General features: G+C 48.3%; 24 protein-coding genes. 22 read left to right on the forward strand and 2 right to left on the reverse strand.

The window, feature by feature from the left end; genetic code table 11:
- Positions 1-38 precede the first annotated feature (38 nt).
- The 20 genes from GM173_RS03435 (at position 39) to GM173_RS03530 (ending at position 19454) form a co-directional block, all read left to right on the forward strand.
- A complete protein-coding gene (locus GM173_RS03435; protein ID WP_203569917.1) occupies positions 39-287 on the forward strand; it encodes an FAD assembly factor SdhE in 249 nt (82 codons plus the stop codon).
- Between the two features lie 36 nt (positions 288-323).
- On the forward strand, positions 324-1610 hold the full coding sequence (gene gltA / locus GM173_RS03440) for a citrate synthase (RefSeq protein ID WP_203569918.1): 1287 nt from the start codon (positions 324-326) through the stop codon (positions 1608-1610).
- A gap of 120 nt (positions 1611-1730) precedes the next feature.
- Positions 1731-4538, forward strand: a complete 2808-nt coding sequence (locus tag GM173_RS03445; RefSeq protein ID WP_203569919.1) for a 2-oxoglutarate dehydrogenase E1 component — start codon at positions 1731-1733, stop codon at positions 4536-4538.
- An 87-nt stretch (positions 4539-4625) separates the two neighbouring features.
- Positions 4626-5819 (forward strand): 2-oxoglutarate dehydrogenase complex dihydrolipoyllysine-residue succinyltransferase, encoded by a 1194-nt coding sequence (gene odhB / locus GM173_RS03450; RefSeq protein ID WP_203569920.1) that lies wholly within the window; start codon positions 4626-4628, stop codon positions 5817-5819.
- 83 nt (positions 5820-5902) lie between these two features.
- The gene (gene lpdA, locus GM173_RS03455) at positions 5903-7336 is read left to right on the forward strand and encodes a dihydrolipoyl dehydrogenase (RefSeq protein WP_203569921.1); all 1434 of its coding nucleotides are present in this window, start codon (positions 5903-5905) and stop codon (positions 7334-7336) included.
- 198 nt (positions 7337-7534) lie between these two features.
- A complete protein-coding gene (sucC, locus tag GM173_RS03460; protein ID WP_203569922.1) occupies positions 7535-8704 on the forward strand; it encodes an ADP-forming succinate--CoA ligase subunit beta in 1170 nt (389 codons plus the stop codon).
- Positions 8705-8725: 21 nt separating this feature from the next.
- Positions 8726-9610, forward strand: a complete 885-nt coding sequence (gene sucD / locus GM173_RS03465) for a succinate--CoA ligase subunit alpha (protein WP_203569923.1) — start codon at positions 8726-8728, stop codon at positions 9608-9610.
- A 128-nt stretch (positions 9611-9738) separates the two neighbouring features.
- Positions 9739-10509 carry a substrate-binding periplasmic protein gene (locus GM173_RS03470; protein ID WP_203569924.1) on the forward strand — a complete coding sequence of 257 codons (771 nt, stop codon included), beginning with the start codon at positions 9739-9741 and terminating at the stop codon, positions 10507-10509.
- Positions 10510-10617: 108 nt separating this feature from the next.
- A complete protein-coding gene (locus tag GM173_RS03475) occupies positions 10618-10917 on the forward strand; it encodes an ElaB/YgaM/YqjD family protein (protein WP_203569925.1) in 300 nt (99 codons plus the stop codon).
- Positions 10918-11295, forward strand: coding sequence for a phage holin family protein (locus GM173_RS03480; RefSeq protein ID WP_203569926.1), 378 nt, complete (start codon positions 10918-10920; stop codon positions 11293-11295). It abuts the gene before it with no gap.
- Positions 11295-11561, forward strand: coding sequence for a hypothetical protein (locus GM173_RS03485; protein ID WP_203569927.1), 267 nt, complete (start codon positions 11295-11297; stop codon positions 11559-11561). Before GM173_RS03480 ends, GM173_RS03485 begins: the two co-directional genes overlap by 1 nt.
- Positions 11562-11683: 122 nt before the next feature.
- The gene (gene cysM / locus GM173_RS03490; protein ID WP_203569928.1) at positions 11684-12562 is read left to right on the forward strand and encodes a cysteine synthase CysM; all 879 of its coding nucleotides are present in this window, start codon (positions 11684-11686) and stop codon (positions 12560-12562) included.
- Complete coding sequence (locus tag GM173_RS03495; protein ID WP_203569929.1) at positions 12559-12834, forward strand: SemiSWEET transporter; 276 nt, start codon at positions 12559-12561, stop codon at positions 12832-12834. Before cysM ends, GM173_RS03495 begins: the two co-directional genes overlap by 4 nt.
- Positions 12831-13703 carry a 3',5'-nucleoside bisphosphate phosphatase gene (locus GM173_RS03500; RefSeq protein WP_203569930.1) on the forward strand — a complete coding sequence of 291 codons (873 nt, stop codon included), beginning with the start codon at positions 12831-12833 and terminating at the stop codon, positions 13701-13703. The genes GM173_RS03495 and GM173_RS03500 overlap by 4 nt, the downstream gene beginning before the upstream one ends.
- Before the next feature lie 43 nt (positions 13704-13746).
- Positions 13747-14373, forward strand: a complete 627-nt coding sequence (locus tag GM173_RS03505; protein WP_203569931.1) for an L-threonylcarbamoyladenylate synthase — start codon at positions 13747-13749, stop codon at positions 14371-14373.
- Positions 14374-14392: 19 nt separating this feature from the next.
- Positions 14393-15037: a site-2 protease family protein gene (locus tag GM173_RS03510; RefSeq protein ID WP_203569932.1), complete on the forward strand. Its 645-nt coding sequence runs from the start codon at positions 14393-14395 to the stop codon at positions 15035-15037.
- 9 nt (positions 15038-15046) lie between these two features.
- Complete coding sequence (locus GM173_RS03515) at positions 15047-15406, forward strand: hypothetical protein (protein ID WP_203569933.1); 360 nt, start codon at positions 15047-15049, stop codon at positions 15404-15406.
- Entirely contained in the window at positions 15367-16248 is an 882-nt protein-coding gene (locus GM173_RS03520) for a segregation and condensation protein A (RefSeq protein ID WP_308439572.1), read from the forward strand. Before GM173_RS03515 ends, GM173_RS03520 begins: the two co-directional genes overlap by 40 nt.
- A complete protein-coding gene (gene scpB, locus GM173_RS03525) occupies positions 16245-16781 on the forward strand; it encodes an SMC-Scp complex subunit ScpB (protein WP_203569934.1) in 537 nt (178 codons plus the stop codon). Before GM173_RS03520 ends, scpB begins: the two co-directional genes overlap by 4 nt.
- A 147-nt stretch (positions 16782-16928) precedes the next feature.
- Positions 16929-19454 carry a bifunctional diguanylate cyclase/phosphodiesterase gene (locus GM173_RS03530; RefSeq protein ID WP_203569935.1) on the forward strand — a complete coding sequence of 842 codons (2526 nt, stop codon included), beginning with the start codon at positions 16929-16931 and terminating at the stop codon, positions 19452-19454.
- A 64-nt stretch (positions 19455-19518) separates the two neighbouring features.
- Here the strand turns inward: GM173_RS03530 and mltB are convergent, their stop codons facing one another.
- Complete coding sequence (gene mltB, locus GM173_RS03535) at positions 19519-20538, reverse strand: lytic murein transglycosylase B (protein ID WP_203569936.1); 1020 nt, start codon at positions 20536-20538, stop codon at positions 19519-19521.
- 8 nt (positions 20539-20546) lie between these two features.
- Positions 20547-21560 (reverse strand): heat-inducible transcriptional repressor HrcA, encoded by a 1014-nt coding sequence (gene hrcA / locus GM173_RS03540; RefSeq protein ID WP_203569937.1) that lies wholly within the window; start codon positions 21558-21560, stop codon positions 20547-20549.
- A 76-nt stretch (positions 21561-21636) separates the two neighbouring features.
- On the opposite strand from hrcA, the gene GM173_RS03545 reads away from it, so the two are divergent.
- Entirely contained in the window at positions 21637-22512 is an 876-nt protein-coding gene (locus tag GM173_RS03545; protein ID WP_203570363.1) for an NAD kinase, read from the forward strand.
- A gap of 204 nt (positions 22513-22716) precedes the next feature.
- Positions 22717-24369, forward strand: a complete 1653-nt coding sequence (gene recN, locus GM173_RS03550; protein ID WP_203569938.1) for a DNA repair protein RecN — start codon at positions 22717-22719, stop codon at positions 24367-24369.
- The last annotated feature ends 24 nt before the right edge of the window (positions 24370-24393 follow it).

Here is a 24393-nt window from a genome sequence, read left to right on the forward strand (position 1 = left end):
ATGAATGGTTGGGTGGGGATACCCTTAGGGGTTGGTAGATGAATGAAGTAGAACTCAAACGGATTATTTGGCGCTCTCGTCGTGGTTTGTTGGAATTAGATTTGCAGCTAGAGCGTTTTGTTACCGATGTTCTACCTACTTTATCTGAATCTGAGCTGGCAGTGTATGAGCAAGTTTTAATGCTGCCAGACTGGGATTTTTTAGAGTATGTCAACGGTAAGTCAGTGTGTCCTGACGCACAACTGGCCGTGATGATTGAGCGCATTAGCGCCGCAAACAATCAATAAAGGCTTTACGCCACATTGTTTAACAGGAGTCTATAGATGGATAAGAAAGTCACGCTGACGTACAACGACGGACAAAATACGCTCGATTTCCCAATTTTAGAGAGCACTTTGGGTCCTGATGTTGTAGATATCCGTAAGTTTTCACAAACAGGGATGTTTACTTTTGACCCTGGCTTTTTGGCGACATCAAGCTGTGAATCAAAAATCACTTTTATTGATGGTGACTTAGGCCAGTTGTACTACCGTGGCTATCCAATCGAGCAATTAGCTGAAGAGTCCGATTACCTCGAAGTCTGTTACCTGCTAATCAATGGCGAGTTGCCAACTGCAGCAGAAAAAGCTGAGTTTGAAAAGACTGTCATGAGTCATACCATGATTCACGACCAATTGACGCGCTTTTTCAACGGCTTCCGCCGTGATGCGCATCCAATGGCGATGATGGTGGGGGTTGTTGGTGCTTTGTCTGCGTTCTACCAAGACAGCCTAGATATCAACGATCCAGAACACCGCAAAGTGGCGATTTTCCGTTTGATTTCGAAAATCCCTACGATTGCAGCAATGTGCTACCGCTATAACCAAGGCTTGCCATTCGTTTATCCACGCAACGATTTGGGCTACACCGCGAACTTCATGCATATGATGTTCTCGACGCCTTGCGAAGAATACAAACCGAATCCAGTTCTGGTACGTGCACTTGACGTGATTTTCACGCTACATGCTGACCACGAGCAAAACGCGTCGACTTCAACAGTACGTTTGGCTGGCTCGTCTGGCGCAAATCCATTTGCATGTATCGCTGCAGGTATCGCTTGCCTATGGGGGCCATCGCACGGTGGCGCCAATGAAGCCGTATTGTTGATGCTGGATGAAATTGGTTCAGTTGAAAACGTAGCGCCATTTATGGAAGGCGTGAAAGCAAAAACCCATAAATTAATGGGCTTTGGTCACCGCGTTTATAAAAACATGGACCCACGCGCTAATGTAATGCGCCGTATTTGCCATGAGGTGTTGACTGAGCTTGGCTTGCAAGATGATCCAAAATTCAAGTTGGCTATGGAGTTGGAAAAAATTGCACTGGAAGATGAATACTTCGTTTCACGCAAACTGTATCCAAATGTCGACTTTTACTCTGGTATCGTTCAGTCAGCCTTGGGCATTCCAGTTCCGATGTTCACAGTAATCTTTGCCTTGGCACGCACTGTAGGCTGGATTAGTCATTGGAACGAAATGATTTCTGATCCTGGCATGAAAATCGGCCGTCCTCGTCAGCAATACACTGGCGCAGAAAAACGCGATTACGTACCAATGAACCAACGCGGCTAAGACCCCGTTCCTGCGCCCTGATGATGATCGGGGCGTAGCTGCATTGACCGGCCTTACTGCTAATTGCAAAGTACTTGCATCAGCTTGCAAGTAGGGCGGATAAAAACTGGATACACGGCAATGATGAAAGAACTCGAAACAAATTCTCAGCTATTTGGCGGGAATGCTCCATTCGTAGAGGATCTCTACGAGCAATATCTATTTGATCCAACTTCGGTTGACGCTGAGTGGCGTGCTTATTTTGATAAGCTGCAAATGACGCCGGGCTCGGCCATTCGTGATATCGCTCGTGCGCCTATCGAAGAGTCATTCCGCCAATTGGCTAAACAACCTATTCGTGCGGCTGGTGTAATCGATGAAGTCGCGATTGAACGTCAAGTAAACTTGCTCCGTTTGATTTCGGCATATCGTATTATGGGTAGCCGTGGCGCACAGCTTGATCCATTGGAAAGAATGGATAAGGCGCCAATGCCGCAATTGGATCCAAAAACGCACAACCTATCTGATAGCGATATGGCGGTGAAACTGGGTACTAATATTGTCGGTCTTGAGCGTGCAACACCGGCTGAAGTATTGAGCTTTTTGAAGCAAACGTATTGCGGCAATATTGGCTTGGAATACATGCATGTGACTAACGCAGAAGAGCGTGCATGGGTGCAAGAATTTTTTGAGTCACGTCGTTCGCAACCGAGCTTTAACGTCGAGCAGAAAAAACGCATTTTGAAGCAAGTGACTGCAGCAGAAACGCTTGAGCAGTACTTGCACAAAAAATACGTCGGTCAAAAGCGCTTCTCGCTCGAAGGCGGCGATTCAATGATCCCTGCGGTGGATTATCTAGCACAAGCAGCAGGTGCTGCTGGCGTGCAAGAAATCGTTATCGGTATGGCTCACCGTGGTCGTTTGAATATGTTGGTGAACATCCTTGGCAAACAACCGCGCGATTTGTTCGGCGAGTTTGAAGGGCGTTACGATACTTCTTTGGCATCCGGCGACGTGAAATATCATATGGGCTTTAGCTCGGATATCCCAACTGCCGGTGGGCCATTGCATTTGACGTTGGCGTTTAACCCATCCCATCTGGAGATTGTTAATCCGGTGGTAGAAGGTTCGGTTCGTGCCCGTCAGCATCGCCGCAAAGATTTGACTGGCGCACAAGTGCTGCCACTATTGATTCACGGTGATTCGGCATTTATAGGCTTGGGTACCAACCAAGGTACGTTCAATATGTCGCAAACCCGTGGTTACGGCACTGGCGGCACCGTACATTTGGTAATCAATAACCAAGTGGGCTTTACAACTTCTGATATTCGCGACAATCGTTCGACCTTATTTAGTACTGATATTGCGAAGATGGTTGAAGCACCAATTTTCCACGTTAACGGTGATGATCCAGAAGCGGTTTGCTTGGTGACTGACGCTGCGTTGCAATACCGTCAATTGTTTAAGAAAGACGTGGTGATTGATTTGGTTTGCTACCGTAAACACGGCCATAACGAAGCAGATGATCCGTTTGTAACGCAGCCGATGATGTATCGCAAAGTATCGCAACATCCAGGCGTACGCCGTAAATATGCGGAACGTTTGATTGCTGAGGGCGTAGTTACAGCCGCAGAGGCGGATGGCATGATCCAAGCGTATCGCGATGCACTAGATCGTGGTGAGCATGTTGAGAAAACAACGCTAACAGATTACAAGCGTTCTCACGCAATTGATTGGACTAAATACATGGGTACGCACTGGCGTCAACCCGTGGTAACTGCGGTTGCACAAGCGGATCTGATCCGCCTGACCGACAAGTTTACGACTATTCCAGAAGGTTTCAAACTGCGTGCCAACGTAGAAAAAATCATCAATGAACGCAAAGCGATGGTCGCAGGTGAAATCCCGGTCGACTTTGGTATGGCGGAGCATTTGGCGTACGCAACCTTGCTCACTGAAGGTCATGGCGTTCGTTTATCGGGTGAAGATTCAGGGCGTGGCACGTTCAATCACCGTCATGCAGTATTGCACGATCAAAATCGCGAAAAATGGGATCATGGTGTTCACACCCCATTGCAAAACCTGTCTGACAATCAAGCCCCATTCCGCGTGATTGATTCGATTTTGAATGAAGAAGCGGTGTTGGCGTTTGAGTATGGTTATGCCTGCTCTGAGCCAAATGAATTGGTGATTTGGGAAGCCCAATTTGGTGACTTTGCTAATGGCGCTCAAGTCGTGATCGACCAGTTTATTACTTCAGGTGAGACGAAATGGGGTCGCTTGTGTGGCCTGACGATGGTGTTGCCGCACGGCTATGATGGTCAAGGTCCTGAGCATTCATCAGCACGTGTTGAGCGCTACTTGCAATTGTGCGCCGAGCACAATATTCAAGTGGTGATGTTGTCTGAAGCCGCGCAAATGTACCATGTGCTACGGCGTCAAGTACTGCGTCCTTATCGCAAACCATTGATTGTCATCATGAGTAAAAAACTCTTGAAGGCAAAAAATGCAGCGAGCCCGATTGAGCATTTCACCAGCGGCGAGTTCCGCTCGGTGATTGGCGAAGCGCAAGAATTAGATGCGAAGAAAGTAAAACGCGTGATCTGCTGCTCGGGTCAGGTGTATTACGATCTAGTGGCTGGTCGTGAAGAACGTGACATCAAAGACATCGCAATTGTGCGTATTGAGCAGCTTTACCCATTCCCAGCGGATGAATTGAAAGCGGAATTGAGTAAATTCCCGAATGCGAAAGAAATTATGTGGGCACAAGAAGAACCACGTAATCAAGGCGCATGGCATCAATTACGTCATCGCTTGGAAGATGTGCTTGAAAGCAAACAAACATTGCAATACGCAGGTCGTCCATCATCCGCCTCACCGGCAGTGGGTTATATGAGCAAGCACAATGCGCAGCTCAAAGCCTTGGTCGAAGAAGCGATGAAATTGTAAATCCAACGCGGCGTTCACGATGGTGCTCGCCGCGTCTTGTCGAATACTCAACATAAAGCGTCTTAGCCAAGATCACTGGAGTTAAAAATGATTGTAGAAGTTCTCGTTCCTCAATTGCCAGAGTCAGTTTCCGAAGCCACTTTGGTGTCATGGAAGAAAAAAGTGGGTGAGGCCGTTGCCCGTGATGAAAATCTGATTGACCTTGAAACTGATAAAGTCGTGTTAGAAATCCCTGCGCAACAAGCAGGTGTATTGGTTGAAATCGTTGAGCAAGATGGCGCAACGGTTGGTAGCTTGCAAGTCATTGCAAAAATCGATACGACCGCGGTTGCACAAGCTGCTCCTGCTGCCGTGGCCGCCGCGCCAGTGGTTCAAGCCGCAGCGCCTGCAGCATCTGCGCCTGCCGCTGCGGGAACTGTCGGTATGCCTGCCGCGAAAAAACTAGCTGCTGATGCCGGTGTTAATTTGGCTGATGTGGCTGGCACGGGGCGTGATGGTCGTGTGTTGAAAGAAGATGTACAAAATCATCTGAGTAAACCAAGTGTCGCTGCGGCTGCTCCAGTGGCAACGCCAACGGGCGACCGTCCAGAGCAACGTGTGCCAATGAGCCGTTTGCGCGCTCGTGTTGCTGAGCGCCTGATCGAGTCACAACAAACCAATGCCATCCTGACTACATTCAATGAAGTGAACATGAAGCCAGTGATGGACTTGCGTAATAAATACAAAGAGAAATTCGAAAAAGAGCACGGCGTTAAACTCGGTTTTATGGGGTTCTTTGTCAAAGCCGTGGTTGCTGCACTGAAAAAATACCCAATCATCAACGCGTCGGTAGATGGTAAAGATATCGTGTACCACGGGTACTTTGATATCGGCGTGGCAGTGGGTAGTCCACGTGGTTTGGTGGTGCCAATTATCCGTAATGCGGATCAATTGTCATTGGCTGATATTGAAAAAACTATCGCTGACTTCGGCAAGCGTGCTCAAGAAGGCAAATTGGGTGTAGAAGAGTTGACTGGCGGTACTTACACCATCTCTAACGGCGGTACGTTTGGCTCAATGATGTCGACACCAATTATCAACCCACCACAATCAGCGATTCTTGGCATGCATGCAACTAAAGAACGTGCGATGGTGGTCAATGGTCAAATTGTTGCCTTGCCAATGATGTACCTTGCTCAATCTTACGATCACCGCATTATTGATGGTCGTGAAGCGGTGTTGGCGCTGGTGGCGATTAAAGACGCGATCGAAGATCCTACACGTTTGTTGCTTGATTTGTAATATTGAATGGGTATATTGGCGTGGCTGATATACCCTAATGTCTGCATTAAAATACCCTGCTGGGTTAATAATGGAATTTAAACATGTCGAAATCTTTTGACGTTGTCGTAATCGGTGCAGGCCCAGGCGGGTATATCGCTGCAATTCGTGCTGCGCAATTGGGCTTTAATACCGCTTGTATCGATGAATTTAAGAATAAAGAAGGCAAGGCATCGCTAGGCGGTACTTGCTTGAATGTGGGTTGCATTCCTTCAAAAGCGCTGCTCGAATCTTCAGAAAATGTAGAGCGTGTTGAGCATAAATTTGCTGCGCATGGCATTACTGTAGAAGGCATGAAGTTTGACGTGAGCAAAATGCTCGAACGTAAGAACGGGATTGTCAGCAAATTAACGCAAGGTATCGGCTATTTGTTCAAAAAGAACAAAGTTGATAGCTTGCATGGTCACGGCAAAATCGTTGGTCGTGTTGGTGACAAATGGCAGCTTGAAGTGACTGATGGCGAGCAAGTAGAAGTCGTTGAAACCACGCATGTGATCATCGCAACAGGCTCTACGCCACGTCAATTGCCACAGGCTCCAGTGGATAATGTCTTGGTATTGGATAATGACGGTGCACTGTCAATTCCAGCTGTACCAAAACGTCTGGGCGTGATTGGCGCTGGCGTGATTGGTTTGGAAATGGGCTCAGTGTGGAAACGCTTGGGCGCAGAAGTTACCATCCTCGAAGGTGCGCCTGGTTTCTTGTTGGCGGCTGACGAAGCGATTGCCAAAGAAGCACACAAAATATTCACCAAAGACTTGGGTTTGATTATTAAAACCAGTTTGAAAATCGGCAATATCACCAAAGGTGAAAACGACGTTACCGTTGAATATACCGATGGTGAAGGCAATGCCTTCACTGAAGTATTCGATAAATTGATCGTGTCGATTGGTCGTTTGCCTAATACCTGGAATCTGGCGGCAGAGTCAGTAGGTTTACCAGTTGATGAGCGTGGTTACGTGATTGTGGATGGTGACTGCCGCACTAGCTTGCCCAATGTTTGGGCGATAGGCGACGTTGTACGTGGACCAATGTTGGCGCATAAAGCTTCGGAAGAAGGTGTTGCGGTAGCTGAGCGTATCGCGGGCCAGCACCCACACATCGACTTTAACAATGTACCTTGGGTGATCTACACCAGCCCTGAAATGGCTTGGGTAGGTAAAACCGAGCAAGCATTGAAAGCAGAAGGCGTTGAATACCGGAAAGGCCAGTTCCCGTTCGGCCCGAATGGTCGAGCGCTGGGCTTGGGTGAGACCGCTGGTTTTGTAAAAATGCTGGCTTGCGCTAAAACTGACCGTATTTTGGGCGTGCACATTATTGGTCCATTTGCGTCAGAATTGATTACTGAGGCCGTGGTGGCGATGGAATTTAATGCTTCAAGTGAGGACATCGCACGTATTGTTCATGCGCATCCTTCATTATCTGAAGCATTGCATGAGGCTGCTCTTGGCGTTGATAAGCGCGGTTTGCATTCATAAGAAAATATGCAAAATTTTTTGGCATCGTAATTTCGCCGTGTCGTTTGTGATGTACTGTCTGCGACTTTGATGCTTTGCCATAAAACTTTTGCATAGGCACTTAAATTTGTTGGTGGATGTTGTTTGACATCCACTAGTGGTACCTACAGAGGGCGTCAACCCTCGCTATAACACTCTCCTCAAAAAGGAATAATAGAGATGAATCTGCACGAATACCAAGCCAAGGAATTATTGGCAAAGTACGGTTTGCCAGTACAACGCGGCATTTTGGCTGCATCTGGTGAAGAGGCTGCTGCTGCTTACGATACTTTGGGCGGCAAATTTGCTGTAGTTAAAGCCCAAGTTCACGCTGGCGGTCGCGGTAAAGCGGGCGGCGTTAAAGTGGTAAAAAGCCGCGAAGAAGCTGCTGCAGAAGCAGCTCGCTTGATCGGTACTAATCTGGTTACTTACCAAACTGATGCCGCTGGCCAGCCAGTACACAGCGTATTGGTATGTGAAGACATGTACCCAGTAACGCGCGAGTTGTACCTTGGCGCGGTTGTAGATCGCAGCTCACAACGCATCGTATTCATGGTTTCAACTGAAGGTGGTGTTGAGATCGAAAAAGTTGCTGAAGAAACCCCAGAAAAAATCATCAAAATCGAAGTTGATCCTTTGGTAGGCATGCAGCCATTCCAAGGCCGTCAAGCGGCTTTCGCTTTGGGTCTGGAAGGCAAACAAGTTGCTGCGTTCACTAACCTGATCTTGGGCTCTTACAAAGCATTCGTTGAAAACGACTTCGCGTTGTTTGAAGTAAACCCATTGGCTTTGCGTGAAAACGGCGAATTAGCTTGCGTTGACGGCAAAATCAACCTTGACTCAAATGCTTTGTTCCGTCACCCAGAATTGTTGGCGCAACGCGATAAATCACAAGAGAACGAGCGTGAAGTGAAAGCTTCTGAGTTCGAACTGAATTACGTCGCATTGGAAGGCAATATCGGTTGTATGGTGAACGGCGCTGGCTTGGCGATGGCGACGATGGACATCATCAAGTTGAAAGGTGGCCAACCCGCTAATTTCTTGGACGTTGGTGGCGGCGCGACTAAAGAACGCGTAATCGAAGCATTCAAACTGATCTTGGCTGATTCATCAGTACAAGGCGTGTTGATCAATATCTTCGGTGGTATCGTTCGTTGCGATATGATCGCTGAAGCAATTATCGCTGCGGTAAAAGAAGTGAACGTCACAGTACCAGTGGTAGTTCGTCTCGAAGGTAATAACGCTGAATTGGGCGCTAAAATCCTTGACGAATCTGGTCTGAAATTGACTTCAGCCCAAGGCCTGAACGACGCAGCCGAGAAAATCGTTGCTGCAGTTGCCGCTTTGTAATCTCAGCACAAAGGAATAAAAATGAGCGTTTTAGTAAATAAAAACACCAAGGTGCTGGTGCAAGGTTTCACTGGCAAAAACGGTACTTTTCACGCTGAACAAGCGTTGAAAGTAGGTACTCAAGTCGTGGGTGGTGTTACACCAGGTAAAGGCGGCTCAGAGCACCTCGGCCTGCCAGTATTTAACACCATGCGTGATGCAGTAGCGCAAACTCAAGCTGACGCATCTGTGATCTACGTACCTGCAGCTTTCGCCAAAGATTCAATCTTGGAAGCGGTTGATGCGGGCATTAAATTGATCGTATGTATCACTGAAGGCGTGCCTACAGTCGATATGTTGTACGTGAAAAAAGCGGTTGATGAAGCCGGTATCCGTCTGATCGGCCCTAACTGCCCAGGTATTATCACTCCGGGCGAGTGCAAAATCGGTATCATGCCGTGGCACATCCACAACCCAGGTCGTATCGGTATCGTTTCACGTTCTGGTACATTGACTTACGAAGCAGTTGCACAAACGACTGCTTTGGGTCTGGGTCAATCAACTTGTATCGGTATCGGCGGCGACCCAATCCCAGGTACTAGCCACATCGACGCATTGAAACTGTTCCAAGACGATCCTGATACTGACGCGATCGTAATGATCGGTGAGATCGGTGGTTCTGCCGAAGAAGAAGCGGCTGAATTTGCTAAATCATACGTGACTAAACCAGTAGTCGGTTACATCGCTGGTGTAACTGCACCGAAAGGTAAACGTATGGGTCATGCTGGCGCGATTATCTCTGGCGGTAAAGGTACTGCAGAAGAGAAATTCAAAGCCTTCGAAAACGCAGGCATCGCGTACACACGAAGCCCAGCAGAAATCGGCAAAACTATGTTTGAATTGCTGAAATCAAAAGGCATGATTTAATTGGATTAACATTAAATCACTACCTTGAAACCACCCTACGGGGTGGTTTTTTTGTGCGTCCAACAAGCTGGAAAAGCTTACAGGCTTGAGCTATAACAGCTTAACTCAGTCTGGGGGAGTCCGCTTAGATGGCTACATTGGTTCGATGTCTATTGCTGGTTTTTTTACTGCTGCCGACGGCGCAAGCAGAAACGATTACCATTAATGCCGAAGATGATTGGGCACCATTTTCTTCAATTAGCGCGGATAAGAAAACTGCCGTGGGTCTATCAGTGGAGTTGGTTCGTGCGGCATACGCATCGCAAGGCATCGATGTGCGCTTTGTTCCGGTGCCTTTTGCGCGCTGTTTGTTTGAAGTTGAACACGGGCAAGTTGTTGCTTGTTTTAATACATCAATTACGGATGAAAATAGAGAAAAATTTAATTGGCCTAGTCAGCCGTTATTGAGCGAGGGTTTGTCGATCTTGGCATTGAGTGAGTTTGCCACTAAAAAGATCAGCCCAAAAGATTTGGAAGGTCATTTGGTTGGGGTAACAAATGGGTATACATATCCAACATGGTTTATGAAAAACAAAAAAATAAATAAAGACTTGTCTCGTACTGACGCTGTTCAGCTAAAAAAGCTGCTGAGTCGGCGTATTGAATATGCCGTCATTAATACGACGCCAGCCCAAATGATGATTAATGCCGATCCAGCCATGCGCGGTAAAGTTAAAATCGTCGGTGAAGTTGAAATGAGTCTTTTATATCTTAATTTTTCTAAAAAGCATGCCGATGCACCAAGGCTGTTGGCAGCGTTTGAAACCGGTTTTAAAGCAATCCAATCGAATGGTGTCTACGCCCGAATTCAGAATGATTTTAAGCAACGGCTTGGTTTGTTGCCTCAGAGTGACCAGTGAACTGATGTGATTTATAGTCAATTTTAAATCGTGTTTATATTACCTGTGCAAGCCTGACAGCACCTGTTAGTATGAGGTCTCTGCTTAAATTCTTACTTGGAGTTTCTTATGTCGCAAGTTGAATCGATGTTGATTGATGATGCCAAAGATGTTTTGCGTGAAACCGCAGAACTGATTGAAGCTGCAGCCAATGCCAGTCCAGAAGAGTCTAAAAAGATTTATGCAAAAATTGCCGAGAATTTGAAAAGTGCCAAGCATCGCTTGGTTGAAATTGAGTCTGCCGCGGTTGAAAAAGCCAAGGTGGCGGCGAAAAAAACCGATGAATACGTTCACGATCACCCATGGCAGGCTGTTGGGGTAGGCGCCGCAGTAGGCCTGTTGATTGGTTTCTTGGTTGCGCGTCGTTAAATGAGTTCTTCGATTCGTTCTGCACTGGGCGGCCTGATTGCCGCCCGGTTTTCCTTGTTCGGTCTTGAGCTGCGCGATGAGTTAGACCGATTGGCGATTATGGTCGCGTATGCGATTGCGGCGGCATTTTTATTGGTCATGGCTTTGGGGTTTTTGGGGTTAGCGGTATTGTTCGGCTTTTGGGAATATCGAATTTTAATTAGCTCAATTTTTGCTGGGCTATTTACTGGTTTGGGCTTGTTTGCTTGGTGGAAGTTGAACGCGTTAATGACGTGTTTAAGTGCGCCATTTCCGTTGACAAGTGAGGAGTTCGCTCAGGATAAAAAGTTAATCAATGCCGCTTTCGCTACGCCCCGATCTGATCCAGAGGCAGACTAATGGCCAATCCAATCCGTGAACAAAAAAAACAGCAGTTGGTGTTTCGATCTCAGCTACATCGCTTGCAGTTGGAAGCCAAATTATTAGAATCTCGGCGCCCTTTGAGTGTGGCGAGTTCTTTTATGGGTGGTATTGCATCGTGGGGCTTTCTTAATCGGATCGCTACTGGTTTGGCGCAAGTTCATCCCGCGCTGGGGCGATTGGCGCAGGGCGCAAAAGTCGTCAGTGTGCTGATTGCGGTGGCGCGTTTGCTGCGTAATAAGTAAATATACTTGCGTGGTTTAGCTCGCGGTGCGATGCGGTATCAATTGAAGCAAAACTTTTGCTAAAGGACTTAAACTTAATGCCACGGGCTTGCGTATAATCGTGCGACCCATGGAGTGAACGCATGTTTAAGTATTTAGAAGATTTTGTTGGCAATACACCGCTAGTCAAACTCAAACGTATTCCCGGTGCAACCAGCAATACGATTCTTGTAAAGCTGGAAGGCAATAATCCTGCTGGTTCTGTCAAAGACCGTCCAGCGTTGTCTATGATTCGGCACGCCCAACTGCGTGGTGACATTAAGCCGGGCGACACCCTGATTGAAGCCACAAGTGGCAACACGGGCATCGCGCTTGCAATGGCCGCCGCGATGATGGGTTATCGCATGGTTTTGCTGTTACCCAAAAATTCCAGCATTGAACGCGTACAAACGATGAAGGCCTATGGTGCGGAAGTCATATTGACCGAGGGCATGGAGGCCGCGCGTGACCAAGCGGAATCAATGGTCAAAGCCGGGCAGGGATTGATTCTTGATCAATTTGCCAATCCGGATAATCCTCTTGCTCACTTTGAAACCACGGGGCCTGAAATTTGGCGCGATACTGCTGGCACGATTACGCATTTTGTTTCCAGCATGGGCACCACCGGTACGATTATGGGGACCCGCCGTTATTTAAAAGAGCAAAATCCCAATGTCCAAATCATTGGCGTACAGCCGAGTGACGGCGCGCAAATTCCGGGCATTCGCAAGTGGACGCCGGATTATGTTCCTGCGATTTGCAACTTTGATTTAATCGATCAAATGATGGAAGTGAATCAACTAGAGGCTGAGGCAATGACGCGCCGCCTGGCGCGTGAGGAAGGTATTTTTGCTGGAATTTCATCGGGCGGTGCGTTGTGCGCTGCGCTGACTTTGTCACAAAATGTCGAAAATGCGGTGATTGTAAGTATTGTGTGTGATCGTGGCGATCGATATTTATCGACAGGCGTCTTTCCCACATGAACGCCAGTCATATTGAATGGCTAGGCTTACTCGCTGGCGCCTTAACGACTACTGCGTTTGTGCCACAAGTTTGGCAGGTTTGGAAAACAAAGTCGGCTAAAGATATTTCCTTGGGGATGTACAGTCTATTTGTACTGGGTGTGGCCTTGTGGCTTGGGTATGGCTTGCTGGCCAATGCCTTACCTGTTGTTGTAGCCAATACCATTACATTAATTTTGGCTGGCGCAGTCTTAATCATGAAGGTTGTTTTTGACGCCAAGGATAAACAATGACCCCTGTTGATTTGCACTGCCATTCGAATGTATCCGATGGGCTCTTGCCGCCGGATGAAGTCGTGCGTAAAGCGCATGCACGTGGTTGCCAGCTGCTCGCCTTAACTGACCATGATGATGTGCGTGGCTTGCCGCTGGCGCGTAAAACCGCAGCAGAACTGGGGCTACAGTTTATTAATGGCGTCGAGATCTCTGTGAGCTGGGGCAAGCATACATTGCATGTGGTGGGGCTTGGTTTTGACGATACTAATCCTGAGTTGCTGGCTGGTTTAGCAAGCGTTCGCGCTGGCCGCGCCGAGCGCGCCGAGCGTATGGCGCTGAGTTTGGAAAAGTTGGGTATGACGGGCGTGTTGGCTGGTTCGCAAAAGTTTGCCGATAACCCCGAGATGATTAGCCGAACCCATTTTGCGCGTTTTTTAGTTGAATCGGGTCGTTGCAAAGACACTAAATCAGTGTTTAAAAAATATCTTGTTCGCGGCAAGCCCGGTTATGTTGAGCACGAATGGGCGCGTTTGCACGATGCGATTGACTGGATTCGTGGTGCCGGTGGCGTGGCGGTGTTGGCGCATCCGAGTCGTTATGAGTTGGGTAATGAAACGCTGCGTGTGTTGTTGATTGAATTTCAACGGATGGGCGGTGAGGCGATCGAAGTGGTTTCTGGCACACACAGTATTGCTGATGTAGCACGCTTTGGGCGTTTGGCGCAGGAATTTGGCTACCTTTGCTCCAGTGGTACAGATTACCACGCAACAGGTGAGGGCTCGCGGGAGCCGGGTTTGAATTCCAATTTGCCGACGGGCTGTGTGCCGGTGTGGGAACGCTGGTTAAAAGTACCCTTGGTGGATGTATTGCCTGCTAAGCTAAATTAATAAATGACTATAGAGTTATACCTAGATATTTTTTTGGATAATCATGTCACAATTTTTCTCAATTCACGCGGAAAATCCACAGGCGCGTTTAATTAAACAAGCAGCAGATATTATTCGCAAAGGCGGTTTGGTGGTTTATCCCACTGACTCATGCTACGCGATTGGTTGCTCATTAGATAATAAGAGTGGCGTAGAGCGGATTCGTAAAATTCGCCAATTGGACGATAAACATCACTTTACGTTAGCTTGTCGTGACTTGTCGCAATTAGGCAATTACGCGCGGGTGGATAATCAAGCGTTTCGTTTACTAAAAGCGGCGACGCCGGGTAGCTATACATTCATCTTGTTGGCGACCAAAGAAGTGCCGCGTCGCGTGTCACACCCAAAAAAACTCACGATTGGCCTGCGCGTTCCCGATCATCCGGTGGCGCTGGCTTTGCTGGAAGAATTGGGCGAGCCTTTATTGTCGAGTTCATTATTGTTACCGAATGAAGAATTCCCAATGACCGATGCATGGGAAATTCGTGATCGATTGGAGCATGATGTGGATTTAGTTATCGAAGGCGGTTATTGCGGTATCGATCCGACTACGGTGGTTGATTTGTCAGGCGATATGCCGCAGCTGATTCGCGAAGGCAAAGGCGCTCTGGATTTATTTAGCTTTAATTAATGTAATCACTGAAGGTGTTATGGAACTCAATACGATACAAATGATTGCAGTGTGGGCTTTGCCAGTGCTGTTTGCCATTACTGCGCACGAAGCGGCGCATGCATTTGCGGCGAAAAAACTGGGCGATCCTACGGCGTTTATGTTGGGGCGGATGACATTTAATCCGATTAAGCATATAGACCCGGTGGGGACTATTTTGCTGCCGTTGATTTGTGTGCTGCTGCCGGGCGGTTTCTTGTTTGGCTATGCCAAACCAGTTCCTGTTGATTTTAATCGGCTTAAAAATCCGAAGCGGGATATGCGCTGGGTTGCTGCTGCGGGTCCATTAGCAAATTTCGTGATGGCGTTTTTCTGGGCTTTACTATTTCGGTTTGCGACGACTTCGTTGGAGGGAAATTCATTCCAATTGCCGTTGGGATTGATGTCGCAAGCTGGAATTCAAATTAATGTGGTGTTGATGGTATTGAATTTGCTGCCGATTCCTCCGCTGGATGGCGGCAGAATTGCGGTGTCGCTGTTGCCGCCTCATCAAGCGCGTGCCTTGATGAAAGTAGAACCGTACGGATTATTTATTTTGATCGGCTTATTGGTCACAGGTTTGTTGGCGACGATTATGACACCGTTGATGGCGATGGTGATGCGTGTAATTCAAATCGTGTTGTAGGGGGAGCGGATGCGTGGAATTGTTTTTCCAGTAGTGTTGATCGTCATTGGCGCAGGCTGGTTGCTCAATGAAATGAATTACTTTCCCAGCGTGAGCTGGATTATTATTTTGGGTTTATTCGTGGCCGGTATTGCGGTTTTGGCGGTGGATGGCATCAATAAATCGACGATCGTGCTGGGGCCGATGTTGATTGCTGGTGCCGTGACGACATTTTTACGCCAACAATTTGGCTTGGGTTTGTCGGTGCAGTTGCCAGTCTTGTTGATCTTGTGCGGTTGCTTGATGTTATTGGCTCGATCAAATTTGATTCGTCCTGCGCCACCTAAGCCGTGGGAAAAACTGCCTACTTCCTCATCGCGGCAGGAATGAGCGTCACTGAGCTAGACGCGCCAATTGAACTGGCGCTCGCCCATGTGTTTGGCGAGCCCGTGCTGCATCTGCCGCACGATTTGTATATTCCGCCGGAAGCGTTGCGTGTTTTGCTGGACGAGTTTGAAGGGCCGCTTGACTTGCTGCTTTATCTCATTCGTAAGCAAAACATCGATATCCTCGACATCCCGATGGCGCAAGTGACTGCACAATACATGGCCTATGTACAGGCTATGGAGGCAAGCCGCATCGAGCTTGCCGCTGAATACCTCCTTATGGCCGCCATGCTGATTGAAATTAAGTCGCGATTGCTGGTGCCTAAGCCTGCTGATCCGATGGATTTTGCTGAAGAAGTAGAAGACCCTCGTACTGAGCTGATGCGTCGATTGCTTGAGTATGAACAAATCAAGCTGGCCGCTAGAGCTTTAGATGCCTTGCCACAAGCGGAACGTGATTTTTCTTGGGTGCAGGTCATGTTTGCCGCAGAAACCGTAGCTAGATTGCCGGATGTTTCAGTTTTGGATTTAAAAACCGCATGGCTGGCTTTGTTGGCTAGGAATAAAAACACTCAGCATCATGTGGTGGCCAATGAGCAATTGTCGGTGCGCGCGCAAATGGCACATATTTTGCGCGTTATTGCCAATGGTCGTTATTACGAGTTTGATGAATTATTTGATGGCTTGCAAGGCGTTCCTTTATTGGTCGTTACCTTTATTGCCTTGCTGGAACTCGTCAAAGAGCGCGCAATTACGGTCACACAGTTTGAACCCCTGGCCCCGATTTATGTGCAACTCATAGGTGGTTCGCTTGGTATTGAGGAGCTAGGGGGTGAATTGCGATGAATTCCACTAACTACAATACGATTATTGAAACGCTGCTCTTGGTGAGCCAAGAAGCGTTGACTGTCACTCAGCTCAGAAAAATACTAAACGATAATTTGAGTCACGCGCAGGTATTGCAGTGCTTGCTGGAGATTGGGCAGAGTTGGCAGGGGAAAGGCGTTGAATTGATTGAGCTAGCCAATGGCTGGCGCTTTCGTGCTAAGCCAGAAATGCAAATCTATTTGGCGCAGCTCAATCCAGAAAAACCACCGCGCTATAGCCGTGCGGTGATGGAAACGCTGGCCATTATCGCTTATAAGCAACCAGTGACGCGCGGTGAGATTGAAGAAATCCGCGGAGTAGCGGTGTCTAGTCAAATTATTCAAACTTTAAAAGAGCGTGGTTGGTTGGATGTGGTCGGACATAAAGAAGTGCCGGGGCGACCTGAGTTGCTGGCCACTAATCGCACTTTTTTATCGGATTTGGGCTTAAAAAGTTTGGCCGAATTGCCTGCATTGTCGCAACTGACTGAGTTGCTGGCCACTGTTAATTAAGTCGAGACGGCGATGCTTGGTGTCGGTGGGGTGCCAAGAGTGTGGCAAATGTTGGTAGTGTGCTGCATTTGACTACATTCACTAGACATCGGCACTGGAAAAGCCTTATTTTGATCGACGTCTTCTCTCAGTGATATGCGCGATTTCATGGCTTTGCAGAATAAAAATCACTGGTTCTTAGCGCTGGCTTATGCGCTTGCCGTAGTGTTAGATCACGGTTTTATTTCCGATGGTGCTTTATTTGGCCCTTTTAATTTTCAGCTTGGTATTGCTGTAATTGGCTTGCTTTTGCTGGGTCTTGGTGCAATACCCTATCTTATTCCTGGTGCTTTGCTTTTTGGTTTATTGCAGGCGACTTCTCCTGTGCTCACCGTATTGCTTGCGCTATTGCATCTTGGGCAAGCCTTATGCATTTTTAGTCTGCTACCGCTGTTTGCGCCTGAGCGACAAATCAGAATCATTGACAGTCATCGCCTGTTGATGGCGGGGCCTGTCACCGGCAATTTATTGTTTGTGAGTCTATTGATTTCGCTGCAGCAATTTTTTATGCCGCAGGCGGATGTGTCCGCTTCGTGGCTTATGTTGTGGTTAGGGCACTCGTTAAGTGTGCTGATTGTGGTGCCAACGGGGTATGCGATTCTGACGGATCGCAGCTTGGTGCGTGCTAATTGGTTGATTGAGCTTACTTTGCTGGTTTCAATAGCAGCATCCGGCGGGATGTTGCTATTGACGGGGCGCGAAGCACTGACCTTGGAAGTGGCTTATTTGATGTTTCCTTTATTGATCTGGTCGTCGTTGCGATTGGGGCAAATGGGGAATGGGATTGTGGCGCTTTTGATTTGGCTTTTGCTGAGCGCGCAATATGTGATGGGCTTAAGTTCAAGTGACTATATCAATAGCGCCTTGTTTTTGCTGGCGATTGCATTGCAGACGGGGATTTTTCTAACGGCATCGCATCGAGAAAATCGACGCGCAGTGAATGCTGCGCGGCTTTCGGCTAAGATTTTCGATTACGCCAGCGAGGGTATTTTGCTCACCGATGCTGACGCAAAAATCATCGCAACTAATCCAGCATTTGAGAAGATTACGGGGTTTACTCGAGAGGATGCGATTGGTAAAACGTCGCGAATTTTTGGCGAACACCAAGGGCGATTGTCTGAGTTGCAGTCGGTGCAATTAGCCAGTTTGCGGGCGACGGGGCAGTGGGAAGGTGAAATTCAGGATCGGCGTAAAAATGGCGAGTTTTATCCTGCTTGGCTGTCGATGAGTGCGGTACGTGATGAGCAGGGCTATATCACCAACTTTGTTGGCGTGTTTTCTGACTATACCGCCCGCAAAGAATCTGAGCAGCGTATGCGGCATTTGGCGCAGCATGATGCGCTGACAGGCTTGCTTAATCGCAACGGCTTGCAAGAGGCACTCAATGCCATCTTGATTCGCTCCGGGACGAAATGCCGCTCGTTTGCCTTGCTGTTTATTGATTTAGATCGGTTTAAAACCATTAATGACACGCTTGGGCACGATGTTGGCGATGAATTGCTTAAGGTGGTTGCTAATCGTTTACGCGGTCATCTGAAACAGCATGATATTGTCGCCCGGCTCGGTGGCGACGAATTTACCGTTTTGCTGGAACATATCATTCATCATGAGCAAATTATTCAAGTCGTCGAGCGGATCTTGGCATCTTTGGGTGAGGTGCATCAAGTTGGCGGTCATGAGTTGTTTGTGACTGGCTCGATTGGCGTTAGCCTGTATCCGCATGATGGTGGCGCGGCAGCACAATTGATGAAAAATGCCGATATTGCGATGTATCGCGCCAAAGAGCTTGGCAAAAATACTTATCAGTTTTACGCCACTGAGATGAATGTGGCGCACCATGTTTCGCATTTAAGCTTGGAAAATGCGCTGCGCTTTGCGATGGAGCGCAAGCAGCTACAGTTGGTGTATCAACCGCAATACGATCTATTGACTGGGCAATTGGCGGGGATGGAATGCTTGATTCGTTGGCATCATCCTGAATTAGGTTTAATTTCCCCAGCGCAATTTATTCCGATTGCCGAGGAAAATGGTTTAATCGTGGCGATGGGCGATTGGGTACTTAATGAAGCTTGCCATACGGCGCAGCAATGGCGCTTGGCTGGGCTGGAAGTGCCACGGATTGCGGTCAATTTGTCGGTGCGGCAATTTAAGCCGCTGCTATTGGTGAATCAAATCAAGTTGGCGTTGAGTTCCAGTGGCTTGCCTGCCCATTTACTCGAGCTGGAAGTGACGGAGAGCGTCATTATGAAGCGCGTGCATGAGGCGGTGGAAATTTTGCGCGAACTTAAATTACTGGGCGTTAAGCTGGCGATTGATGATTTTGGTACTGGCTATTCCTCGCTGTCGCAGTTCAAAGTATTGCCCTTGGATGTACTGAAAATCGATCGCTCTTTTATTGAGGGAATTCCTAGCGACCAAGATGATGTGGTAATCGCAGAGACCATTATGATTTTGGCGCGCAAAATGGGAATGAGCGTAGTGGCCGAAGGCGTTGAAACCGCCAAGCAAATGCAGCTATTACAGAAAATGGGCTGTGATGTCGGGCAGGGCTATTTCTTTAGTCGACCATTGCCGGCGCTGGAAATGCAAGGCTTGCTCAAGCCAGCACTTAGTGATGAGGTGATTGAAACTTAACTATTTTCTGGGTATTGAGCTATAAGCTATTCATTTATTTGCCTATAGCTCAATACCTCTGTGTTTATTTCTTTTTTGCTTTGCTAGTGACCGGTTTGATTAAATCATCACCGCGCTCAAAAGCGGCTTGGATTTCATCAGCCAATTGCAAAACAGCCGTCGCGTATAAAGTGCTTTTGTTGTAACGCGTAATCACATAGAAATTATTAAAGCCCAGAAAATGCTGAGTGAAACCAGGCTCAGTTTCTAAAGCAAATAGCACGGCAGCTTGTTTGGTGTTGATTTCTGAAATTGGCGCGACGCCTTTGGCGATCAATTCATCGACGGTATAGTGTAGGTTGAACTTATCGGCCAGTAATTCGGCAGGATCGGTATTGATGTTGACGGGGGTAAAGGTGTCGCCGCCATCAATCCAGCCGTGTTGATTCAGATAATTGGCGACCGAGGCCAGCGCGTCGCCCGGATTATTCCAGATGTCATGTTTGCCATCGCCATCCCAGTCTTGCGCGTATTTGCGAAACGAAGACGGCATAAATTGTGGCCAACCCATCGCGCCCGCGTAGCTGCCTTTGAAGGTCGTAAAGTCTTGTTTTTCTTCGCGCGCTAATAAGAAAAACTCGGTCAGTTCTTTTTGGAAATACTCGGCGCGGCGCGGGTAATTAAAGGCGATGGTGCTGAGTGCATCAACAATACGAAATGATCCGGTATAAGCGCCATAATTGGTTTCTGCTCCCAAGATCGCCAGCATCACAGCAGGGGAAACTTGGTATTTCTTGCTGACCGCATCGACTAACTCTGCGTTATTTCGCCAAAATTTAGCGCCATTGTTAATGCGGGTTTTGTTGACAAAATTAGCTTGAAATTCGTGCCATGGTCGGCTGGTCGAAGGTTTGTCTAAAATGGTAATGATATTGCTTTTAGTTTGGGCGTTTTGTAGCGCGTAAGTGAGCAAATCTTCGCTAAAGCCATGTGCAGCCGCAGTGCTGCGAATGTATTCTTGTACGTCAGGGCGGCTAATGAGTTCGTCATCGGCGATGGCCAGTGTAGAAAGGCTGGTTAGTAGAGCTAAAGTTAGTTTTTTCATGTAGTTTTTCAGTTGGATTGAGTCAGTGCGCTAGAAAGCAGTTGTGCGGTAATGTTGACGATCGGAATCACTCGGTCGTATGCCATCCGGGTTGGGCCGATGACGCCCAGCGTGCCAACAATCTCATTGTTGACGCGATACGGGGCGGCAATCACTGAGCATTCATCGAGCGGAGCAATGCCCGATTCGCTGCCGATGTAAATTTGGATGCCTTCAGCGTTTTGCCCCAGTTGCATCAGTTTGAGTAAGGTGCTTTTTTGCTCAAAAAGTTCAAATAGTTGCCGCATCCTTGCCATATCGCTGCCGAAATCATTGAGGCCAAGCAATTGATGTTCGCCAGCAATAATCATATTGTCATGGCTTAAGTCGCTACCGATATGTGCGGCGGCATTCATTAAATCGTATAAATCACTCTTCACACGGCCTAAGTCGCCGTGCAGCAAGCTCATTAAATTACTGATTGTTTTGCCTGCGCAGTGATTGTTCAGAAAGCTAGCGGCTTCGATCAGGGCGGCGTGTGTTAAATGATGCTCGGTTTGCACAATGCGATTTTGCACTTCGCCATCGGCAGTGACGAGAATGAGCAGGACGCGTTTTTCGGATAGCGGTAAAAATTCAATTTGCTTTAAGACGATCTCTTTGCGTTTGGGTGTAATAACGACGCCAGCAAATTGAGTGAGTTGCGACAAAAGTTGCGAGGCCGCAGCAATGCTGTGCTGTGGATTGTCGCTCGGTAATTCGGTGTTTTGCAATTCATTGACATGCTGTGGCAAGTCGGGCGCAGTGAGTAGATGATCGACAAATAAACGATAGCCTTGCGCAGTCGGAATTCGCCCCGCCGAGGTGTGTGGGCTGGCGATTAAACCGAGGTTTTCAAGGTCAGCCATCACATTGCGAATCGTTGCGGAGCTGACATCAAGTCCAGCGTATTGCGATAGCGCTTTCGAGCCAACGGGGTGGCCGTCAGCGATGTAACGCTCTACCAGTGTCTTAAGCAGGATATGGGATCGATCATTGAGCATCATAGCGCTGGATTTTAACCTGTCTGACGTGTTATTAATGCGTTCTGTGATTTATTTTGGTGTAAAACCACACGTCATGCATAGCCTATTCAAAACCATCGCCCTTGTTGGACGCCTCAATACCCCTTCACTTGGCGATCCGATACGCCGCTTGGCCGCCTTGCTAGAAGCTTGTGACGTCAAAGTACTGATTGAAGGAAAAATCGCGCAGGAGCATGAAATCAATGCGTTTCAACGCGTGGAACGTGACCATATTGGCAAGCTGGCCGACTTGGTGATTGTGCTCGGCGGGGATGGTACCATGCTGTCGGTGGCGCGTTTACTGGCTCCCTATCGCATACCGCTTATGGGTATCAATCAGGGGCGCTTGGGGTTTATGACCGATATTCCATTGCATGAAATGGAAAAGTCGGTGCCCAATATTTTGGCGGGGCAGTTTGTGCCGGAAGAGCGGATATTGCTTGAGGCCAGTGTGCTGCGTGAAGGTAAAACGATTAACACCTCGCTGGCGTTTAACGATGTGGTGTTTAGCCGTGGTTCGATTGGCTCGATGATCGAATTTGAAATTTTTGTTGATAGCCAGTTTGTTTACAGTCAGCGTTCCGACGGTCTGGTTGTTTCAACGCCGACAGGTTCAACAGCCTACGCCTTGGCATCGGGTGGCCCGATTTTGCATCCATCGCTACCGGCGATTACTTTGGTACCCATCTGCCCACAATCGCTATCTAATCGCCCGATTGTCGTCTCCGAAAACGCACAAGTTGAGTTTCTGCTGACTCGCGGCCAAGACGCGCGCGTGTATTTCGATAATCAATCTGATTTTGAATTGCAGGAAATGGATAAAGTGCTCATCCGCCGCTATACCAATTCGCTACGCATCCTGCATCCGCATGGTTATAGCTACTACGATATGCTGCGCGCCAAACTGCGTTGGGGTGAGAAGCTGCTTTAAATTCAACGGCAATAGCCCACGAGAACACGAAAGCTACGAAATCAACTCACAGCACTAGAGCAAAATTTGCAAAATGGCTTTGTGTTCGTACTTTTCGCACCTTTCTACGTGGACTAAAAATTGATTTTCGATTCAGCTACTCGCCATTTTGATAGAACGATTGTACACTTTGCTACTTATTCTGCGTTTTTACTGGGTGAGTCCATGCTTTCTGCGCTGCATTTACGTGATTTTGTGATTGTTCGTGAATTGGATTTGGATTTCTCGCAAGGTTTAACCGTGTTGACCGGCGAAACGGGTGCGGGAAAATCGATTTTGATTGATGCACTGGGTTTGCTACTGGGTGATCGCGCTGATGCTGGCGTGGTGCGGCATGGTGCAGAGCGAGCCGAGCTGTCGGCTGAGTTTAATTGCGACAAAATCCCCGCTGTGGCGGCTTGGCTGGCCGAGCAAGGCTTGTCTGATGAAGGCGAGCCGTTGATTATTCGCCGGATTATCGATGCGAGTGGTAAATCACGTTCATTTATTAATGGCAGCCCCGTCACGTTAGCTCAGCTTAAAGGCGTGGGTGAATTTCTGGTTGATATCCACGGCCAGCACGCGCATCAATCGTTGTTGCGCCACGATGCGCAGCGTGATTTGCTCGACGCCTATGCCGGCACTACGCAGCAAGCGCGCGATCTCGCCAAAAAATATCATGTTTGGCAAACTTTGGCGCAGCAGCTCAATGATGCGGAACAAAATGCCGAGCGTTTCGAGGCCGAGCGCGAGCGCTTGCAATGGCAAATCGACGAAGTGGCTGCGCTCAATATGCAAGCGGGCGAATGGCCTGAGTTGCAAGCCGATCACAAGCGCCTGCATCACGCCGCGGGATTGATTGACGGCGTGCAAGACGGCTTGCTGGCATTGAGCGATGGTGATGATAACTGCCAAAGCTGGCTGGCTACTGTGGCGCATCGCCTGAGTCAATTGGCTGATTTTGACCCATCGATTAATGAGACTTTAGAGCTGATTGCTGGTGCTGAAGCGCAATTGGCTGAATCGGTTAGCGCCTTGCGACTGTATGCTGATCGCCTTGAGTTGGATCCGGAGCGTTTGGCCGAAGTCGAAGCGCGCCTCGATGCAATGTATAAAATGGGGCGTAAGTATCGGGTTGATCCTTCGCAATTGCTCGAACAATTGCACGAATGGCAAGCTCGTTTGGCTGAATTGGGCGGGGCAGAAGGCCTTGATGCCTTGCGTAAGCAAGTCACTAGCGCCGAGGCTGCGTACCGTAAATTGGCGACGACGGTGTCCAAGCAGCGTGCCGTGGCAGCCAAGAAGCTGTCCAGTTTGGTGACCGAACAAATGCAGCTATTGGCCCTGTCGGGCAGCCGTTGTGAGGTCGTGCTGCAAGAACTGGCGCATCCAGCGGCGTATGGCTTGGAACAAATCGAGCTGCAAACTGCGAATCATCCTGCTTCGCCACTGCGGCCGATGGCCAAAGTCGCGTCCGGCGGCGAATTGTCGCGGATTAGTTTGGCGCTGCAAGTCGTAACCAGCCAAGTGGCGAATGTGCCGACTCTGATTTTTGATGAAGTGGATGTCGGTATTGGTGGTCGGGTCGCCGAGATTGTCGGGCGCTTATTGTCTGAGCTAGGGCAAAATCGTCAGGTGTTATGTATTACCCATTTGCCGCAAGTAGCCGCTTGCGGCGCACAGCATTTGCAAGTGGCGAAGCAGCAAGGTAAAGACGGCGTTGTTAGTTCGATTGAAATGCTGAGTCATGAAGCGCGGATTGGAGAAATTGCGCGGATGCTTGGTGGCTTGGACATTACTGAAACAACTCGCCAGCACGCAGCTGAAATGCTGGCTTGAGGTGATGGTTGTAATTAGTAAGGT

The sequence above is a fragment of the Deefgea chitinilytica genome (genome assembly GCF_016881405.1).
Classification (GTDB): Bacteria; Pseudomonadota; Gammaproteobacteria; order Burkholderiales; family Chitinibacteraceae; genus Deefgea; species Deefgea chitinilytica.

What these genes read in the sequence shown, in the direction of transcription:
- GM173_RS03435 (WP_203569917.1), top strand. Translation starts at nt 39, where the DNA reads ATGAATGAAGTAGAACTCAAACGGATTATTTGGCGCTCTCGTCGTGGT.
- gltA (WP_203569918.1), top strand. Translation starts at nt 324, where the DNA reads ATGGATAAGAAAGTCACGCTGACGTACAACGACGGACAAAATACGCTC.
- GM173_RS03445 (WP_203569919.1), top strand. Translation starts at nt 1,731, where the DNA reads ATGATGAAAGAACTCGAAACAAATTCTCAGCTATTTGGCGGGAATGCT.
- odhB (WP_203569920.1), top strand. Translation starts at nt 4,626, where the DNA reads ATGATTGTAGAAGTTCTCGTTCCTCAATTGCCAGAGTCAGTTTCCGAA.
- lpdA (WP_203569921.1), top strand. Translation starts at nt 5,903, where the DNA reads ATGTCGAAATCTTTTGACGTTGTCGTAATCGGTGCAGGCCCAGGCGGG.
- sucC (WP_203569922.1), top strand. Translation starts at nt 7,535, where the DNA reads ATGAATCTGCACGAATACCAAGCCAAGGAATTATTGGCAAAGTACGGT.
- sucD (WP_203569923.1), top strand. Translation starts at nt 8,726, where the DNA reads ATGAGCGTTTTAGTAAATAAAAACACCAAGGTGCTGGTGCAAGGTTTC.
- GM173_RS03470 (WP_203569924.1), top strand. Translation starts at nt 9,739, where the DNA reads ATGGCTACATTGGTTCGATGTCTATTGCTGGTTTTTTTACTGCTGCCG.
- GM173_RS03475 (WP_203569925.1), top strand. Translation starts at nt 10,618, where the DNA reads ATGTCGCAAGTTGAATCGATGTTGATTGATGATGCCAAAGATGTTTTG.
- GM173_RS03480 (WP_203569926.1), top strand. Translation starts at nt 10,918, where the DNA reads ATGAGTTCTTCGATTCGTTCTGCACTGGGCGGCCTGATTGCCGCCCGG.
- GM173_RS03485 (WP_203569927.1), top strand. Translation starts at nt 11,295, where the DNA reads ATGGCCAATCCAATCCGTGAACAAAAAAAACAGCAGTTGGTGTTTCGA.
- cysM (WP_203569928.1), top strand. Translation starts at nt 11,684, where the DNA reads ATGTTTAAGTATTTAGAAGATTTTGTTGGCAATACACCGCTAGTCAAA.
- GM173_RS03495 (WP_203569929.1), top strand. Translation starts at nt 12,559, where the DNA reads ATGAACGCCAGTCATATTGAATGGCTAGGCTTACTCGCTGGCGCCTTA.
- GM173_RS03500 (WP_203569930.1), top strand. Translation starts at nt 12,831, where the DNA reads ATGACCCCTGTTGATTTGCACTGCCATTCGAATGTATCCGATGGGCTC.
- GM173_RS03505 (WP_203569931.1), top strand. Translation starts at nt 13,747, where the DNA reads ATGTCACAATTTTTCTCAATTCACGCGGAAAATCCACAGGCGCGTTTA.
- GM173_RS03510 (WP_203569932.1), top strand. Translation starts at nt 14,393, where the DNA reads ATGGAACTCAATACGATACAAATGATTGCAGTGTGGGCTTTGCCAGTG.
- GM173_RS03515 (WP_203569933.1), top strand. Translation starts at nt 15,047, where the DNA reads ATGCGTGGAATTGTTTTTCCAGTAGTGTTGATCGTCATTGGCGCAGGC.
- scpB (WP_203569934.1), top strand. Translation starts at nt 16,245, where the DNA reads ATGAATTCCACTAACTACAATACGATTATTGAAACGCTGCTCTTGGTG.
- GM173_RS03530 (WP_203569935.1), top strand. Translation starts at nt 16,929, where the DNA reads ATGGCTTTGCAGAATAAAAATCACTGGTTCTTAGCGCTGGCTTATGCG.
- mltB (WP_203569936.1), bottom strand. Translation starts at nt 20,538, where the DNA reads ATGAAAAAACTAACTTTAGCTCTACTAACCAGCCTTTCTACACTGGCC.
- hrcA (WP_203569937.1), bottom strand. Translation starts at nt 21,560, where the DNA reads ATGCTCAATGATCGATCCCATATCCTGCTTAAGACACTGGTAGAGCGT.
- GM173_RS03545 (WP_203570363.1), top strand. Translation starts at nt 21,637, where the DNA reads ATGCATAGCCTATTCAAAACCATCGCCCTTGTTGGACGCCTCAATACC.
- recN (WP_203569938.1), top strand. Translation starts at nt 22,717, where the DNA reads ATGCTTTCTGCGCTGCATTTACGTGATTTTGTGATTGTTCGTGAATTG.